Raw genomic sequence first — 18,192 nt, 5'->3', positions numbered from 1 at the left:
TCCTACATCCTCGTGATCCCTTTCCGATGTGCAGCGGTGAATATCCTGTGTCCAACGGCTGCAATGGCTGACAGCGCTGTCGAAGCGTCCCGCGTAGTGTCGATTCTCCACAGAGAAGGAGACAACCGGGATGACCGACCGAACACTGCTCAAGACGTTGATCCAGACGCACAGTCCGAAAGATCAGGAGAGCGAGTTCAAAGAGCTTTTCGACAAAGATCTGAAGTTCGGCTCGATCTTCGACATCACCCGACTGACCGAGGCCGAATTCGCCGCCAGGGTCCGCGCCGGCATTGAAGCCAGACAATCACTCAGCCAACTGTCGTCCTCAATCGATACAAAAATGCTTTTCGACAATGTCAGATGCCTTGCGGCGCAGCTCACTCATCTCTACCGGGAACAGCGCACTTCAGATGGAAAAGCACAACACCACTGGCATCCGTCGAGCATTCGCAAAGCCGAGGAACAAGCCCCCACTTATACCCATCTGTTCATGGAAAACTGGGACGATGCCTGCAAGGTCGATTCGATTGCCGCCATCGATTCGCAGGTCGCCTATCTCCGCGCGCTGTACCTGTTTGCCCTGCAACTGGAGTCAAGTCCCTCAGTAAACAGCGAAGAGAAAAACGATCGAATTCTTTTGGCTGCACGACGCCCGGATCTGTCGCTACTGTCGATCAGTCATCAAAGCACCTTCACTGCTCAACCGATGCTCAGGATCGTCAACGAAACGCTGGATAACAATATTCGCGCAGGGCTGTTATCGGCCCCCGACAAAGCTCAATCGACCTATCAACTGCTGGCTCAACGGCAGTTCCCTTTCGTCCTTCCCTACGAATTCTTTCATCACCAATGCCTGTTGGGGCTGAACGAAAAAAACACTGCGCTGGGCGAGTTGAACTATCGCATCAGCCAGCATCTCCCCTTAAACCAGCATGAAAGCCATCTTTATGGCAGCGTGCCGCAATCTTCACCGCGTGTGGCACAGGCCCTGATGTCAGGATTGGGACCCAAGCGTCAGGCACTTCTGACTGACTGGCCTGATGCCAGAACACTGTCGAGCGTCGCAAGTGATTCGTTTACAGCCGAGCAACAGTCGCAATACTGGAAACCTGTTTACGGCCCGGCAACGACCGACGATCTCAGTCACATCAGCACCTTCCTCGAGCGAACCGGGCTCAATGCCGACCAGTTGGAGGCATTACTCGCGCAAGGCCGATACGCCCTGCACAACTCCCCTCAGAATCGTCTGGGGGCTAGCTCATTCGGTGCCGGTACAGCTCGTTACGTCAACGGTGCGACTAGCGCCCGCTACCCGGCGATGACGATCGACCGAAACACGAAACCTGCGCGCATCACACATGCAACCGCGCAACGTTTAGAGCGCCTGCATCGAATGATTCGCCTGCAACGCTGGCTGGAGATGCCCTTTGCCGATCTGGATGTCCTCATCTGCAGTGCCATGGGCTCGCCGCGCGCACCGGAACCCACGCTGCAAATTGATCGCCATGTGATTCGCGCACTCGGTGTGTATCGATATTTTCAGCGCAACTATTCACTCAAGGCTGAGGAATTCGCCGCATTACTGCACCTTGTATCAACGTCCGCGACCAGTGATGAGCCGGCACTCTTTGACCGGATCTTCAATCAGGCGCGCTTGTTCGATGAGCCGCTGTTGCTTGATGGCCGAGCGTTTTCGTCAAACCCGACAGATCCACTCTCGCATTCGGTTCTGCAGCATTTGAGCGCCAGCCTGGGTATTTCCCTGTCGGAAAACGCGCTGTTGCACATTGTGAAAAATACCGAGAAACAACTGGGCTCGCTGAAGTGCGACGCGCACACGTTGTCTTCCATTTACCGCCAGGCTCGCATTGCGCAGCTGTTCGGCTTCACCGTCAGTGAAAGTGCGACGCTGGCGAATCTGTTGGGCGGAGAAAGGATTGCCGCGTATCTGGTGTCAGGTCAGACCAAAGAGCATGAAATCAAGGTCGATTGCTCCGATCTTGAAGGGCTCAAGATAAACCTGTGCATCGGCGCCCCGTTGTCGGCGGACATGAAGCACTGGCACTTGCTTCCAGGCTCCAGCATCGAGATAGGAACGGCTTTTTTTTCCGACTCGATCGACAACGTGATCACTGTCCGCTATCCCCGCAATTTATCCGGGGAGCTGCCTGAACTCTATTTCAAGATGCCTCATGAGGTCGCGGCGAATACCGTCACGCCCTTAGCGGGGACTGTGTCCACCTACGGTGGCACTCTCGATGAACTGCTGCAGTTGCAAAGCCCTTTCGTAACGCTAACCAGGCAGGGCGCAAACCGGGCACTGTTTGAAACCTACGTAAAGGTCACACTGACCAGCGCCGAGAGCGCGCCACGGGATCTCGACATGCTTGATGTCCTGATGCAAATGGACTGGATCAGCCGCTGGATCAAGCAGTCCGTCTTTGACATCCCGGGACTTCAGCAGCTCCTCGAGCCGGCAAGCAGCAGCGAGCAAATGCTGGGTAAGTTGCTGCAACACTTCACCAGTCTGCAGGCTGCAACACGAAAAGCCGTGGTGACGACGCCCGAGTTGGCAGCCTTGTCATTGCCCGACAGTGCGAATTTGCGCGCAGAGTTGGCGATCGACTTGCTCGATGAAAAGGGTCTGGTGAAAAATTTCGCGCCGCTGGCAACGGACGACGCCTCTGAAAAGATGGACGCGGCCCTCGAGAAATTACCCGCGCTGTTGATTCACGTCGACGACGACGCGGAAAGTCAGAGACTAAAGAAAAACGCCCGACAAAAACTCAAAGACCTGCTCCTGCCAGCCCATGATCGACAGCAACATCTGATCGAGACGTTTCTTCAGGAAACCTGCTGGCTTCCCATGACGTGTGCAAAGGGCGTAGTGATCTGGGCGAAGTCCTCGATCCACCGAATCCTGCTTGCCGCATTGTCCTCGGAACGATTGAACGATCTCGCATCGACCCTCGAACCCGTCCTGCGCCATGCCCGGGCGGCCGTTCAGCTGCAAATGAGCAACAGGGCATTACAGGTTTTCCAGAACCATCCCGATTGGCTGCAACGCTCGAATTCGGCATTGGCGCTGACACTCGAGACCCTCTACCTGCTCGACCGGATAGTCCATTGCATGACGACCCATCAGCATGATGAAGAAAGCCTGTTGAATTATCTGGAGCTGGCCAACGAACCCGGCTCATCCGCGGACGCCAGCAACCTTCATCTGGCTCGTCTGCTGAACTGGACGCCGGCGCAAGTCAGTCTGTTGACCGCCCGACTACCCCGCTCACGGGCCAGCACCATGGAGGACATTGACTGGCTTGTGCGCTGTCACGACACCTGCGCAAAAACCGGGCTCGGCGCGGCGGCCTTGCTTGACGCGACCAGACTGCAGAACGACAGCCCTGAAGAACACTGGAAATCCGTCGGTGAGGCGGTAATGGCCAGCGGAAACTGATCCCATCTCATGCTCAAGGAACGAACATGAAAGCACTGATCGAAAAACAACTTGAAGAAAGTCTGCGTGACGCGCTGCTCGGGCTCTATCTGTCCTTGATCGATTCGGACGTTTCAAACAGCGGCGACATTGAAACGCAGCTCAAGACCGCGAATGACCTCTACCACCACTTGCTGCTGGACGTACTGGTCAGCCAGGACGTGCCGACCAGCCCGGTGGCTTGCGCTATCGCCAGCCTGCAGCAATACATCAACAGCATTCTGGATAGCATGGAGCAGGGGTATCAAACGGCAGTCGTTGCACCCGACCAGATTGAAACCTGGCGCACGGCGATGCATGAATACCAAGGCTGGGCAACTAACGAACGCCTGCACTATTTCCCGGCGGCCTATCTTGATCCAACGTTGCGCCAGAACTGCACCGAGAGCTTCAAGAAACTGGAAAACGACCTCAACCAGAACCAGTTAAGCATTGAGTCTGTACAAACCACGGTACTGGCTTATCTGAGCAGGCTGGAAGAAGTGGCAAACCTGAAAACCGTCAACGGTTACATCGACGGCAGCGTTTTCAGCGCCAGTACTTATTACTTTGTTGCCCGATCCAGAACGGCGAACACCTGGTACTGGCGCTCACTGGACATGACGAAAAGACCTAGCGTCCCTGAGTCACTGACCAGCCAATACGATGCGCCCGAACCCCAGGCCTGGTCGGACTGGAACCGCTTCGATCTGCCCTTTTCCGAAAGCGCCATTGAACACACTGTCCGTCCCGTGATGTTCAACAAGCGCCTGTATGTGATCTGGGCCGAATGCATCTTTCAAGACAAAGCCTCAAGCAACAGCGATCCAGCGAAGCCCAAGACCAACCCCTTATTCCGTCTGAATATGTGTTTCAAGAAATACGATGGAAGCTGGAGTACGCCCACAAGCTGCGTGCGAGCCTATGGGCTACATACAGAGATGCACACGCGGAGCGTGGAGCAAGTGCTGAAGGGCACACAGACTATCGCTGTCTACGATCAGAATAATGCGTGCCTGTTGGTCACGCTGTATGTCACTGACGTGCCATACGTCAAAAAGGCTGCGAAACATTTGCTCTGGATGTCGGCGCAGATCGACAAGGATGCCATCTCCAGATCCGACATTCGTGCAAGCGGTCTGCTAGAGGCTGACACAGACATTCCTCTGAGAAATCTTGCCGAGCACTTTCCGCCGGGTGAGCAACGACAACTGCAATTTCTCCATGAAGCGCTTCAGAACGAGCGCACCGCCCCCAGCATCAACACTCACTTCGATGGGAAGACAGGAACCACTGAGTTCATCGACTTCGCCGGATCCGAGATCGAGTTCACGGAATCCGGCAGCACAGTCACTGAAAAGCAAAAACGCTCGCCCATCCGAATGAACATCACGTTCGCCAGGCACCTGATCGAACGTGCCGAAGCCAGCATGGATGAGTTGCTGAGCTGGAGTTCACAGCACTTGCCCGAGCCGCCCTTCGAGGCGGGCGGCGATGCCGGGGTAATGGATTTCCATGGTGCCTACGGTCGTTATTTCTTCGAGCTATTTCTCTATTTGCCGTGGCTGGTGGCCCATCGTTTCAATCAGGAGCGGCAATACGCTCACGCCGAAAACTGGTTGCAGTACCTGTTCAATCCCGGTCGTAAAAAAATCGAGGGCGGCAGCCCTGATTACTGGAACTCAGTACCGCTGACTTCCAGCACTCCGGTGCCAGGGCAACTCAGCCATGCCATTCAGGGCCCGCAGGATCCGCATCAAATCGCACTGAGTCACCCGGTTCACTTTCGAAAAGCCTTGTACATGCTCCATATCGACATCTTGCTCAATCGCGCCGATGCCGCCTATCGCCGGTTGACCCCCGACGGTTTATCGCAGGCAAAGCTATGGTATGTCCGGGCAGCGGATTTGCTCGGGCCGCGACCGGATATCCGCCAGACCGACATCTGGAACGCGATAACCCTCGGCGACTTCAGCAGCGAGATCAACGCGGATCTGCGCAGTTTTGAAAAAAAACTGAGCACCGAAAACAAAGACATATCGGCACAGGAAAATCTGGCACCTGAGGTGTGCGTGCGACCTTACGCCCATCCACCGTCGATCCATACCATCGATACCCCGCACCTGCGGTTGCCCTTCAATCCCGTATTGATCGCGCACTGGGACAGACTGGAAAGTCGCTTGCACAACCTCAGACACAATCTCGATATCGTTGGCCGGCCCTTAAACCCTCCAATGTTCGGTTCAACTCCGGACTCGAGCGATCCATTGAGCACCAATCCGCCAAAAGCGGCGGAGCCCGGCAACGTCCAGCGCTCCGGTCTGGTGATTCCACCCTACCGCTTCAGCGCAATGCACGCCCAAGCCATGACGGCGGTGGAAAGTGTCATCCAGTTCGGCGCAACGCTGCTGTCCTTTATCGAGCGTAGCGAGCAGGCCAGCTATCTGGAGCTGCAACAACACCATGTCTGGGACATCGCCAACATGGCCGTCGAACTGCAGACGCATTCCCTGACCATCGACCGCAAGTCCCGCGAGGCATTGCTTGCCGGTAGAGCCATCCTTGAGGGACGCCGGGACTACTACGGCAAGCTGGTTGATGAAGTCCTCAATCCTGAAGAAGTCGGCGCCGCCGTTGCCCATCTGACCGGGCGCATTGCCGAGGCTGGCGCACATGCGGCACAGGCCGTCGGCCATGGATTGAAGCTCGTACCGAATATTTTCGGCCTGGCCGACGGTGGATTTCGTCTGGAAGGCGGCCCTATGGCTGTGGCAGCAGCGGCAATGGGTGCAGCCACTGCCGCCCACGGAACCGGCGAAGCGCTCGAACGGGCCGCCCAATACCGTCGCCGCCATCAGGAATGGCTATTCGCCCGCGACCAGGTCACTCTCGAAATTGCCCAGATCGATGCCCAACTGGCGCTGGAGGCCGAAAAGGAAGCCGCCTCGCAACTGCTATTACGACAAACCCGGACGGCACTGAACCAAGCCCGCAACGCCTACAACTTTCTCAGCAAGCGTTTTACCAACTCACAGCTTTATCAGTGGTTCACCAATCAGCTCTCGAGCTTCTACTATCAGGTGTATGACTCGACACTCGCCCTGTGCCGACTGACGGAACAGTGTTGGCGCTATGAGCTGGCCGATGATTCAACCCCGCCCTTCTTTGAGCATCTGGCATGGAATACCACCTATCGGGGTCTGGGCCCGGGTGAGCGAATGAAGCTTGGGTTGCTGAAGATGAACGATGCCTACCTGCTGTGCCATGACCGCGAACTGGAGATTCGCAAGACCGTGTCGCTGCGACGACTCAAGCAGAAAGAGGACGATCTGCCAGGCGGGGCGAAATCCATCAACAAGCCCTGGGATGACATCGTCCCCGGGGATGGCGGCAACCCGGCGATGCAAGGCATCAAATTCGAGCTGGTGAACAATGGATCCTGCGAGTTCGAGTTGAGCCAATCGCTCTTCGACCATGACTATCCCGGACACTGTCTGCGCCGGATCAAAAGCATCAGTGTTTCGCTGCCGGCCATCGTCGGCCCTTATGAAGATATCCGCGCCACGCTGACCCAAACCGCGAGTGAAGTGGTCTTGCCCGGCGACGGCAAGACTGTCCTCAAACAGGCAAGATTGAATCAGCAAATCGCATTGTCGACGGGCGTCGATGACAGCGGCCTGTTCATGCTGAACTTTCAGGATGAGCGCTTCTTGCCGTTCGAATACACCGGTGCGGTCTCGAAATGGAAGTTGTCCTTTCCCAATCACCGCTCGCAAAAAGCCATGCTCGAATCGCTCACTGATGTCATCGTTCACCTGCGCTACACCGCCAGGGTCGGAGGGCTCACGCCATGACCCAAGACCCTCAACTCATTGCAACGCCGCAGTCGCTACCCAAGGGAGGCGGTGCGATTCAATCGCTCGGAGCGGACATCGGCACGGTCGGTTCCAGCGGCACGGCCACCTGCGAAATCGCCTTGCCGATCTCGGCAGGTCGCGGTTATGCACCAGCACTGTCCTTACGCTACAGCTCCAGCCACGGCAATGGGGTATTCGGTCTGGGTTGGTACCTGCCAGTGCCGACCATATCCAGGCGCACCAGCCTGGGCGTACCGGCATACAACGATGAGGATTTGTTCGTCGGCCCCGAAGGCACGGTCTGGATGCCCGACCGGAACAAGGACAGCGGTGCAATCGAATCCACCCGGAAACACTACGCTGACGATACGACAAACCCCGTTCATAGCGTGGTGCGCTACCGCCCCCGGGTCGAGCGCGGCTTCGATCGCATCGAACACTGGTCGAGCGCTGATAACCCGGTCGGGTTCTGGCTGGTAGGCAGCGCGGATGGCCACCAGCACGTCTATGGCAAAACACCGTCGGCACGCCGCGCTGATCCGGCCCACCCTGATCATGTTGCGGAATGGTTGCTTGAAGAAAGCATGAATGCCCACGGTGAACACATCCTTTACGAGTACACCGCCGAGCCCCTCGCTACAGGCATCCAGCGTTACTTGACCCGTGTGCGCTATGGCAACGTCACTGGCGCTCCACAGCTTTACGCATTCACCCATCCATCCGCCAATGATCGACGCTGCCATTTCGAGTTATGTTTCGACTACGGCGAACGTGCGGCCACGCTGGAGGACAAACCTGACGTCGCCGGGCGAGCCATCGTAGAGGAGCGTCCAGATCCGTTCTCGGACTTTCGCTATGGTTTCGAGTTGCGCACCACGCGCCTGTGCCGGCAGGTGCTGATGTTTCACCATTTCCCTGATGAAGAAAAAATGACCAGAGGCCCGGTACTGGTACGCCGCGCTTTGTTCGAGTACCAGACCTCGCCCCTGTCCTGTAGTTTGCTGACCGCCGTGTTCAATCAGGCCTATGGCAGTGACGGCAATACCGATTACCTGCCTCCGCTCGAGTTCTCCTACACCCCGTTTGACTGGCAACCCGAGACAAACCGGTTCCAGCCCTTCGAAGTGCTGAACACGCTGCAACATCCGCCCTTGTTCCAGTTTGTCGACCTGTACGGCGAGGGTCTGCCGGGGATTCTTCAGCAGACTGAAAAAGCATGGCGTTACTGTGCCCCCAAACGTCATGAGGACGGCGGCGATCGTGTGGACTATTTGCCTGCGCAATTACTGCCACGCATCCCCGTCGCTGACACCGACAAATCTGTCCGGCAAATCCTTGGCCATTTCACCGGCAATGACCGGCCGGACTGGCTAATGCTCCAACCGGGCATCAGCGGCTTTTTCACCCTTGATGCTTTAGGCAAATGGTCGGGATTCACGCCCTTTGAGGCATTCCCCACAGAGTTTTTCCAGGCCAACGGACAGTTGGTCGATCTGATGGGGACGGGCCTCGGCGATCTGGCCATCATCGGCCCCCGCAGCGTGAGGCTGAATGCCAGCCTGGGCAAGGCAGGGTTCAAAATGGCAACCGACATACTGCGCATGCCTGATGACGATGACTTGCCCAGTGACAACCACTCCCCCAGCGAACTGGTGGCCTTCAGCGATGTGCTGGGCAGCGGCCAGCAACATCTGGTGCGCATTCGTCACAACGAAATGAAGTGCTGGCCGAATCTTGGACGAGGCCGATTCGGCACAGGCCGGGTCATTGCCCCACTTGATTTTGCCTACGAATCCTTCGATGCATCGCGCATTTTGCTGGCTGACCTGGATGGCAGCGGCGCTACCGACCTGATCTATCTGCAAGCCGATGGTGCCCGTATTTTCATGAACTGCTTTGGCAACGGACTGGCGGCACCGATCAAATTGCCTTGGCCCAATGGACTGCACCTGGATCGTTTCTGTCAGGTCAGGGCAGCCGACCTGCAGGGAACCGGTTGCTCCAGCCTGGTGATCGAGATACCGGGAAGCGCGACGAGGTATTGGCGCTATGACTTCGTCAACGGTAAACCGTACTTGCTCGGTACAACCGACAACAACATGGGCGCCATTCACAGCATCCGCTATCGCAGTTCTGCCCAAGAGTGGCTGGATGAGAAAAAACAGTTACTGGCGAAAAACAAAAAAACGCTCTGTCGATTGCCGTTTCCGTTACCCGTGGTCAAGGAGCAGACCGTGCACGACGAAATTACCGACAATCGATTGACCCGCCATTTCACTTACCGACGCGCAGCCTACGACAGTGCAGAGCGTGAGTTCCGCGGTTTCGGATTGCTTGAACAGACAGACAGCCTCGAGAGCGGATCCAGCCCCTACAGCGCTCATACCCCGCCAATGCTCAGCAAAACCTGGTTCCACAGCGGTGACACCATTGATCCACTGTTGCCGGTTTCGGACTGGCGTGACAAAGACGCGGTCGCCTTGAAACCAGCCATTCAGAACATAGGCGAAAGCTGGTCTCCCGACACCCACAAACGCAAGGCGGCGACAGCCCACTGGAAATCCCGTCAGCGTGAGATGGCCATCGCGTTGGCGGGCAGCGTCCTCCGTGAAGAAACTTACGCCCGCGATGCCGATGCCCGATCAGTGGTTCCTTACTCAGTGCAGACGTATCGTTATCAACTGAACGAACTCCGGGGACGCGGCAAGCACAGTCCGTGTTCCATCGTGCACCCCGTACTTGCCGAAACGGTACGCCTTGATTACGAGCGGATCGCCGATGATCCGCAATGCCGCCATACACTCAATCTGCAATGGGATCAGTACGGGTTTACCACCCACTCCATGGAGATCCGTTATGCCCGACGCAAACAGGCCACTGATGCCAGTCCCTTCACTGATGAGTGGCAACAACAATGGTGGCGTGATGCGCATGACGATCAACAGCAGTTTTACTACGTGCAGGAAAACCGAGAACGCTTCATTCATCTGGATGCAGGGCAGAGCCATCGCCTGGGATTGCCGTATCTACAATGCGCCCACGCCTTGAGATTGCCCAAGTCGCCGCTCCCCGACGGACTCGACCCCGCCGGCATCAACCATGAAAGCATGCTGAAACTGAGCGCCACCGCTCGCTGGAAAACCTTGCGCGTCTTGACCGCTCTGTCGGTGCTGCGCTACCGCGACAGCAAGACTGATGAAACATTGGCCGATGGCCAGGCAAGTATCGAAGCGCTGGTGGATCATCGCGAAACTGCCGAGATCAACGACTTGGCACTCAAAGCCTTCGCCACACTCCAGACCGCGCCCCGTGCTGTTGATATCCGCGAAAAACTGCAAGCCAGCGGCTACCGGAATATGACCATCGCGCCGCCACTGCAAGACACTTGGGCGATTGCCGCAGACCTCTGGTCGGTGCGACGCGATTACACCACTTACCAGGGCGCGGACGGTTTTTTCAGACCCAAAACGTTCAGCGCCAGCAGACAACAGGCGCCGACTACGATCGGCTATGACCGTTACCATTGCCTGATTACTTCGATCACGCTGCCGGATCAATGCACCACACGAACACGCGCCATTGACTATCGAACCCTGAGCGCCACCCAACTGATCGACCCCAACGGCATCATCCGAGAAGCGCGTTACGATGGCTTTGGAAACGTACGCGTGCTCAGCCAGTACAAAAACATCGTCGACAAGCAACAGGGTTTCAAACCGCTCGACGCTCATCCGTTGAACACGTCAACTGTCGCCGCCATCGAGTCGCCTCAGCGATCCTTGCAACAAGCGGCCAGCGCATTCTTCTATGCCCCTCTGAGCTGGATGGGAATGGTGGCACCTGTCGATACTGAACAAGAGTCGCAATGGCGCAATCAGGCGATTGCGTCCGGCGAATTGCTCCCGGGCGGGTTCATTCGCGCCAGCACCCGCAAACGCTTGCAGCAACTCGCAACCCTGACACCGGCGCAACGCTACTTGCGGCGTGAGACAAGTAACGCCGTGCGTGAACCGGTGCACAGTGTTGCATTGCAGGCTGATCGCTACCCGGACGCTGCCGGGCAACAGATCGGCATCATGATCGCCAGTCAGGACGGCTTTGGCCGGCCTCTGCAAAACAAACAGAAAGTCGATGCACGCTGGCGAGTCAGTGCACCGGTGGAATACGACAACAAGGGTCGAGTCATCCGCCTCTACCGGCCATGGTTCAGTGACGATTACCGCTACAGCCACGACGCGATAAAACGTACATCGGGCTTTTGCGATCAACAATTCTACGATCCCGCAGGGCGATTGATCAGGGTCATCAATGCCAGCGGTGATGAGCGCCGATATGCCTATCACCCTTGGTACACCCTGAGCGAGGACGAAAACGATACCCACGCCGACAAGCCTTTCGAGAACACGCTTTCGCTTGAGCCGGGAGACGCATCATGAGCGCTCTTCATCGCCATACGCCGACCCTGAACGTCGTCGATAGCCGCGGGGTTCAAATCCGCCAGGTCAGGTACTTGTGCAATGACCCTTTCAGCCGTCCGCAGGCACGCATCAGCAGAAGCCTGCACGACATCTCTCGGCAGTCCGTCGAGCACTATTCACCCACGGTCGATGCCAGTCCCCCCATCACAGATTTCAGCGAAATCACCAGCCTGTCCGGCGCAATACTGTTGACCCGAAGCGTTGATGCTGGCTGGTGCGTCAGCCTGTTTGGGGAGGCTGGCCAACTTGAGGAGAAATGGGATGCTCGCGGCAGTCACTGGCAATTCGAACACGACAGACTGATGCGTCCAACGGCAATCCACGAGCAACACGAGGCAGAATCACGACAAAGCATTGAGCGCTTTATCTACGCCGATGGCTCAGCCGACCATGCGCACGACAACCTGTGCGGCCGCCTGATACGTCATGACGATACCGCCGGCAGTCGAGCCTTGGCCGGGTACGATCTGGATGGCAACCTCATCAGGGAAACCCGGCGCTTTGTGCTGCAGCCACTCGCAGTGGACTGGCCACAACTCCCCGAAGAGCGGAACACCCTGCTGGAAGATGCCCCCGGTTTTTCGACAGCCTGGGACTACGCTGTGACGGGTGAGTGGCTCATGCAAAAGGACGCGAGCGGGCATATTCAACGTCGCGACTTCGATCTGGCGGGCCAGTTGAAGAGCGTCACCTTGCAAAAGCACGATGACACCGGGCAAACGCTGATTCTTGACCAGGTGACCTACAACGAGCAGGGGCAGATCACTTCGCAGAATGTCGGTGGCAAAATCACCCAGCAGACGTCTTACCAGCCCGCCAATGGCTGGGTGAAGGAACGCAAGGTGGCCACGGCCGATGGTCGAATCCTGCAATCAATGCACGTCGACTACGATCGGGTCGGCAATATCGTGAGCGTTACGGATAGCAGCAAGGCCGAGCAACACCACACTAACCAGCGCATCCTCCCCGTCAGTACTTATGAGTACGACAGCCTTTATCAACTGATCCAGGCGACAGGACGGGAGATAAAAGGGGCGCGCGTGCAAGCGTCGCTCCCTGCCTGGCTCCCTGTATCCGGCGACCTCAGTCGTTTGGTCAATTTCACTCAGCGATACAGCTACGACACGCGTGGCAACCTCATAACGTTGCGGCATCAATCTGAAGGCAACAACTACACCCGCGCCCTGCAAGTCGCCGCCGGCAGTAACCGCGCCCTGCGCAGGAAAAAGGGCGATGTCCCACCCGATCTCGACAATGGCTTCGACGCCAATGGCAACCAGCTCGCCCTGCAACCGGGCCAGCCGCTGGAGTGGAATAACCGCAACCAACTGCAACGTGTTGCGGTGATCGAACGGGCCGATGGCGACGCCGACCAGGAAACCTATCTCTACGACGCCACTGGTCAACGCGTACGCAAACGTCAAATTCGAAAAGCCCACGCCACCACACATCTGCGCCAGACGCTTTATTTGCCGGGACTGGAAGTGCGCACTGACAGCAGGTCAACGCTTGATGTCATCACCGTCGATGCGGGAGCGTGCCAGGTCACGTGTCTGTACTGGAAAAAAGGCCGCCCTGACGCCATCAACAATGGTGCTCTGCGATACACCTTTAATGACCATCCCGCCTGCACCACACTGGAACTCGATGGCGACGGCCAACGCATCAGCGAGGAAGGTTATTACCCTTTTGGTTCGACCGCATGGCGGGCGGCACGGAGCGAAATCGTGGCCAATTACCGCACCGTTCGCTACTCCGGCAAAGAGCGCGATGCCAGCGGGCTGTATTACTACGGCTCGCGTTACTACGCGCCCTGGCTCCATCGCTGGATCAGTGCGGATCCGGCCGGGAGGGTAGACGGGTTGAATCTGTATGGGTTCGTCGCCAACAACCCACTGCGGTACAAGGATCATGCCGGTCTCTTCAAGTATGAAGTCGGCACTTTCAGTACCCAGCCCACTGCCCCGGCCCCGGCGGCTACACGCGCTTCGGTTGCGCACAGCGCCTCCAGCGCGTATCTGGATCCTGGCGATCTTGAGCGTTACAGACTGGCCTATGACACGATCTGGACGACACGCTCATTACTTTCAAACGGCCCAGGCAATCAGATCGGCGCCATTTCCAATAGTCTGGAGCTGTCCTCGGCAATGACCAATGCCCTGCGCGCCAACGTCGGGCAACCATCGGCCGTGCAGCCCTGGGCACAACACGCAGTGGCCGCTGCGACCGGCAATTGCGATGAATACGCTGTCGTCAGTTCCAGCCTGCTCTCATCCTCAGCACGCAACAGCCAGCTACTTCCCGTTCACCTCTCGGAAATTCCCGGACACAGATTCACGTTACTGGGAGACCCTGGCCTGGATCCGCTGGTCATCGATCCTTGGGTGATTTATCCGATGCCGCACTTGCTCTCGGAGAGTCGCTACCCCCAAGTAGCTTCAAGCCTCAACGTCACTCCGCGGATGCCGCAGGATCCTGCGTATGAAATTGCCATGGCTGACGTCGCTGCGCTCGCGCCGCTGTATACGCAACAGCCGCAACAAAATCCGACGCTGGTTAACGACCAGTTGGTGCAGGCCTATTCAACCGGGGCTTCAAGTACCTGGATATGGCATCAACTGACTTCCCAGCAGCAATCCAGCGACATCAACATCAGCGACGGCTTCAATTTCTTCAACTTCGCTGAAGTCCCCGTGGGGCATCTCAACCAGATTGAGATTGAAACCCGCCTGGCTGATGACATAGGCAACATGTTCCCCGCGAACTACTTCAAGCGGTTCTGATTAAGCATTCTGCCTTGATCGAGTTGGCCCAGGTCATGCCCTGCACGAGGCATGGCCTGGTTCCAAGTCGGTTACCGCGTGCCGCGCTGGCGCAACGCCGACGGCATAAAGTACGCATCCTCGGGCACCGGCTGGGCGAAATCCACGGTCTCGGCTTCTTCGTTGTCGAGGTTCTGCACGTAGTAACGACGGGCCTGCAAATCATGGAAAACGTCCAGCGCACTCCACGTTGTGGGCAGGTCGTAGAAGTTTTTCAGGTAGGCCATCGACACGCGCCACAGCTCCCCTCGCCCGTCGTATTGATCGACCAGCGCAGCGCCCCAGCTGTCTTCATCGAGGAACAACACGCGTTTCGAGTAGATATGCCGCGAGCCCGGTTTCAAGTTGCCTTCCACCACCCAGACCCGGTGCAGTTCGTAACGGGTGTATTGCGGGTTGAGGTGGCCCGGGGTGAGCAGTTGCGCGTACTTCACGTCGGGGCTGGAAACTTTGTAGTTGTTGTAGGGAATGTAGATTTCCTGTTTGCCCTTGAGCTTCCACTCGTAGCGATCCGGCGAGCCGTTGAACAGGTCGGTGTCGTCGGCGGTGCGCAGGCCATCGGAGGATGAGATCGGCGTGTCGTACGCGAGATTGGGCGCGCGGCGTACGCGGCGTTGGCCGGCGTCGTAGACCCAGGCCTGACGTGGGTCTTTGAGTTGGTCGAGGGTTTCGTGAACGAGGGCTGCGCCACCGGCCAGACGCGCCGGACTTTTTACGAAGGCGAGGTAGTAGAACAGGATGTTTTTCAGGTCGGCGAACTGGCCGTTCGGGCGGTAGTAGTTGAACAGTGCTTCCTGTTGCGACGTCACCAGCGCAAAGCTGCCGTTGCGCTGCACCGGCGCTTCGGAAGCGCGGCGCACGACGTAGATGCCGCGATAGCGAGTGATGTGATTCCACAGCACTTCGACGCCGTCTTTCGGCACTGGAAACGGCACGCCGCCGTAGGCATCGGAGAAACCGCTGCCGCCTTCGAGCAGTTTCGCCGAGGTCGCGTTTTTCAAGGTGTTGTCGTACAGCCACTGCGGCGCCGAGCCGGAGCGACGGGACGGGTAGATCGGCATCTGAAAGGTGTCGGGATAGCTGTTGAACAGCGCGATCTGGCCGGGGCTGAGGTGGGCTTTGTATTGGTCGAGATTGGCTTTGGTGATGGTGAACAACGGTTTGTCCGCCGCGTACGGATCAGGGTGATGCTGACCCGGTTTGTAGCCGGCCGGGGCTTGGATGATGCCGCCCGTCCAGGCCGGGATGGTGCCGGCGGCGTTGCCAGCCCGCTCGGCGCCCATGGGGGTCAGGGTGGTTTTCAGTTGTTCGGCTTGTTGCGGGGTGATGGCGGCGAAAACGCTGCCGGCGGCCAGGCTCATGACAAGCGCCAGCGTGGTCTTGGTCAATCGTGAAGTGTGAAACATGACTTTCTCCAGAATGCGAAACCTGTGGGAGCGAGCTTGCTCGCGAAAGCGGTATATCAGTCGATACCTAAGTTGAATGTGCCGGCCTCTTCGCGAGCAAGCTCGCTCCCACAGGGGGATGAGGTGTTGCAGAAATCTCGTGTGCAGCTCAAAGGAAATACTTGAGGTTGAACCCGACGTTGTCGCGGTCGCGGATGCCGTTGTTTTGTCCGCCGCCGTAGAACTCGGTGTACTGCAATTCGGCTTCGAGCTTGTTCTGATAGTTGGCCTTGATCCCCAGCGTGTAGGCCTTGCGACCTTCGATGGTGTTGCCGGCCTGGTAGCTGTTGCCCTGAAAGTCGTCTTTGTAAACGATGTAAGGCGAGACGTTGACCCCGGCGTACACGTCGTTCCACGTGCCGTTGAGCATTGCCGTGTAGCTGTAGGAATCACGGTTGACCTGATCGTCGCGATCACCACCGGACACATAGGAATAGTTACCAGTCCCCGCGTAATAACGCGTGCTGCCGTCATAAGCGGTGTATTGCAAACTGCTGCCGCGCAGATGTTCCGAGGCCAGTTCGAAGATGCCGAACAGCGAGTCGAACGAGGCCGTCGGGCCGAAGTTGTAGATGGTGCCCAGCGAGGTGTTGAACGCTTCGACGCGCTCGGCGTTGTTGATCTCGCTGTTGAGATTGACCATCTGCCCGCCGACGTTGATCGACCGGCCCGTCACCGCCACCGCCGCACCGTTGGCCAGGTCGCCGATCAAATCGTTAGTGGCCGCGACGCCAATCGGCAGGTTCGGCCGATAAGCGATTTCGCCAAACACCGAGGCCTCGCCCAGCGTGGTGTTGAAGCTGAAGCCGTACATGCGGATGTCTTCGGCGTAACGACGATGCGCCTGAATGTTGCCCATCACATCGGCCGTGGCCAGACCACCGGCGAGCGCCCCGGCCTGATCGCCGGCAACGCCGGACAACAGGTTGGTCAGCGCATCCATGTCGATGCCCTTGTACCCGCCCAGATCCGCCGCGATGGTCGGTTCCTTCGCGTGGTAGTTGACCATGTACAACCCGAACTCGGTGCTGTTGAGCTGCTCGGCGATGTAGCGGAAAGCGAAGCCGAACTGCCCGTCGTTGCGCGCGTTGTAGTCCTTGCCGATCGACGCCACTTTCAACGTGTTGCCGTACGCAGGCGTCACACCGTTGGCGTACAGCCCGGTGGTTTGCAGGGCTGAACTCAGCAACGGGTTGTTACCCAGTGCGCTGTACAGGCCGATGACGTTGCCAAACCCCGGCACCGGCGTATCGAGCGCGGTGCCGCTGAAGTTGTTGTAACCAGTGTTGCCGCCATCGGCGAACAGGTCGGTTTGCGAGTAGAAAGTGCCGACCGGATCGATGCGGGTTTCTTTCCAGTTGGTCTGATAGAAACTCTCCATGGTCAGCGAATCGGTGAGGCCGACGTTGAAGCTCAGCGCCTCTACCGGCACCAGCACTTCCTTAACTTCGGCGCCGGGCAAACGGTACTTGGCCGCGTCCACCGGGTTGGTGGTGTTGATCCCGCCGCGATAGAAAATCCCCTCGCCCCAGTTGAACACTTGTCGCCCGACTCGGGCGGTCACCGGCATCTGCGCGACGTCCCAACTGCCGTGCACATACGCGTCGAGCATCTCAATGCGGCTGCCGGCAATATCGCGGGTCTGGCTGGTAAAACGGTCGTCCTGCGGGTAGCTCTGGCTCGGTTGCGAGGGGCTGTTGTTGTCGTAGTAGTTGTTGCGCTTGTCCATCAATTGCGTGTCGTAAAACCCCGTGCCGCGCATGAACAAACCGTAGTTCTGATAGTTGGCTTCAAGCTCGGAAGTGATCTTGTACACCTCGGAAACCAGCCCGGTGTCGAAGTTGCGATTGCCGTCGTTGGTGTTGACGTCATCGTTGGATTTGTCGCGGCCCTGCACCCGCCACATACGACCGTACGACAACGTCGTATCGATCGAACCGGTGACCTGTTTGTCCATGAAGCTGAACTCCACCGCGTGCGCCGCATCGACTGCGCACAGTTGCAGCAGCCCTGCCAGGCCGACACCGGGGAGCGCCGCGCCCGTCAGGCGCAATCGAGTGTTGATCATGTGTTCCTCCTTCCCTGTTTTTTATTGTTTTTTGTCCTGTCGCG

Annotated in this window: 6 protein-coding genes; 4 read left to right on the top strand and 2 right to left on the bottom strand. The window is 57.8% G+C overall.

All coding sequences use genetic code 11. The annotated features are described in order from the left end of the window. The first annotated feature begins 130 nt into the window (after positions 1–130). From AD669_RS03520 to AD669_RS03505, 4 genes are read left to right on the top strand one after another with little or no spacing between them, the layout of a single operon-like run. Positions 131–3,460 (top strand): Tc toxin subunit A, encoded by a 3,330-nt coding sequence (locus AD669_RS03520; RefSeq protein ID WP_053116995.1) that lies wholly within the window; start codon positions 131–133, stop codon positions 3,458–3,460. A 26-nt stretch (positions 3,461–3,486) separates the two neighbouring features. Then, complete coding sequence (locus tag AD669_RS03515; RefSeq protein WP_053116994.1) at positions 3,487–7,332, top strand: neuraminidase-like domain-containing protein; 3,846 nt, start codon at positions 3,487–3,489, stop codon at positions 7,330–7,332. Continuing rightward, the gene (locus AD669_RS03510; RefSeq protein WP_053116993.1) at positions 7,329–11,771 is read left to right on the top strand and encodes a SpvB/TcaC N-terminal domain-containing protein; all 4,443 of its coding nucleotides are present in this window, start codon (positions 7,329–7,331) and stop codon (positions 11,769–11,771) included. The genes AD669_RS03515 and AD669_RS03510 overlap by 4 nt, the downstream gene beginning before the upstream one ends. Then, on the top strand, positions 11,768–14,596 hold the full coding sequence (locus AD669_RS03505) for an RHS repeat-associated core domain-containing protein (RefSeq protein WP_053116992.1): 2,829 nt from the start codon (positions 11,768–11,770) through the stop codon (positions 14,594–14,596). Before AD669_RS03510 ends, AD669_RS03505 begins: the two co-directional genes overlap by 4 nt. Positions 14,597–14,667: 71 nt before the next feature. Here the strand turns inward: AD669_RS03505 and AD669_RS03500 are convergent, their stop codons facing one another. Next, the gene (locus AD669_RS03500; RefSeq protein WP_371262358.1) at positions 14,668–15,996 is read right to left on the bottom strand and encodes a DUF1329 domain-containing protein; all 1,329 of its coding nucleotides are present in this window, start codon (positions 15,994–15,996) and stop codon (positions 14,668–14,670) included. Positions 15,997–16,189: 193 nt separating this feature from the next. Further along, on the bottom strand, positions 16,190–18,148 hold the full coding sequence (locus tag AD669_RS03495) for a DUF1302 domain-containing protein (protein WP_053116990.1): 1,959 nt from the start codon (positions 18,146–18,148) through the stop codon (positions 16,190–16,192). Positions 18,149–18,192 lie beyond the last annotated feature (44 nt).

The organism is Pseudomonas sp. P1.31 (genome assembly GCF_001269815.1).
Lineage (GTDB): Bacteria > Pseudomonadota > Gammaproteobacteria > Pseudomonadales > Pseudomonadaceae > Aquipseudomonas > Aquipseudomonas rustica.
The sequence above is the reverse complement of the archived record's forward strand: the minus strand, read 5'-3'. Positions and strand labels throughout refer to the sequence as shown.

What these genes read in the sequence shown, in the direction of transcription:
- AD669_RS03520 (WP_053116995.1), top strand. Translation starts at nt 131, where the DNA reads ATGACCGACCGAACACTGCTCAAGACGTTGATCCAGACGCACAGTCCG.
- AD669_RS03515 (WP_053116994.1), top strand. Translation starts at nt 3,487, where the DNA reads ATGAAAGCACTGATCGAAAAACAACTTGAAGAAAGTCTGCGTGACGCG.
- AD669_RS03510 (WP_053116993.1), top strand. Translation starts at nt 7,329, where the DNA reads ATGACCCAAGACCCTCAACTCATTGCAACGCCGCAGTCGCTACCCAAG.
- AD669_RS03505 (WP_053116992.1), top strand. Translation starts at nt 11,768, where the DNA reads ATGAGCGCTCTTCATCGCCATACGCCGACCCTGAACGTCGTCGATAGC.
- AD669_RS03500 (WP_371262358.1), bottom strand. Translation starts at nt 15,996, where the DNA reads ATGAGCCTGGCCGCCGGCAGCGTTTTCGCCGCCATCACCCCGCAACAA.
- AD669_RS03495 (WP_053116990.1), bottom strand. Translation starts at nt 18,148, where the DNA reads ATGATCAACACTCGATTGCGCCTGACGGGCGCGGCGCTCCCCGGTGTC.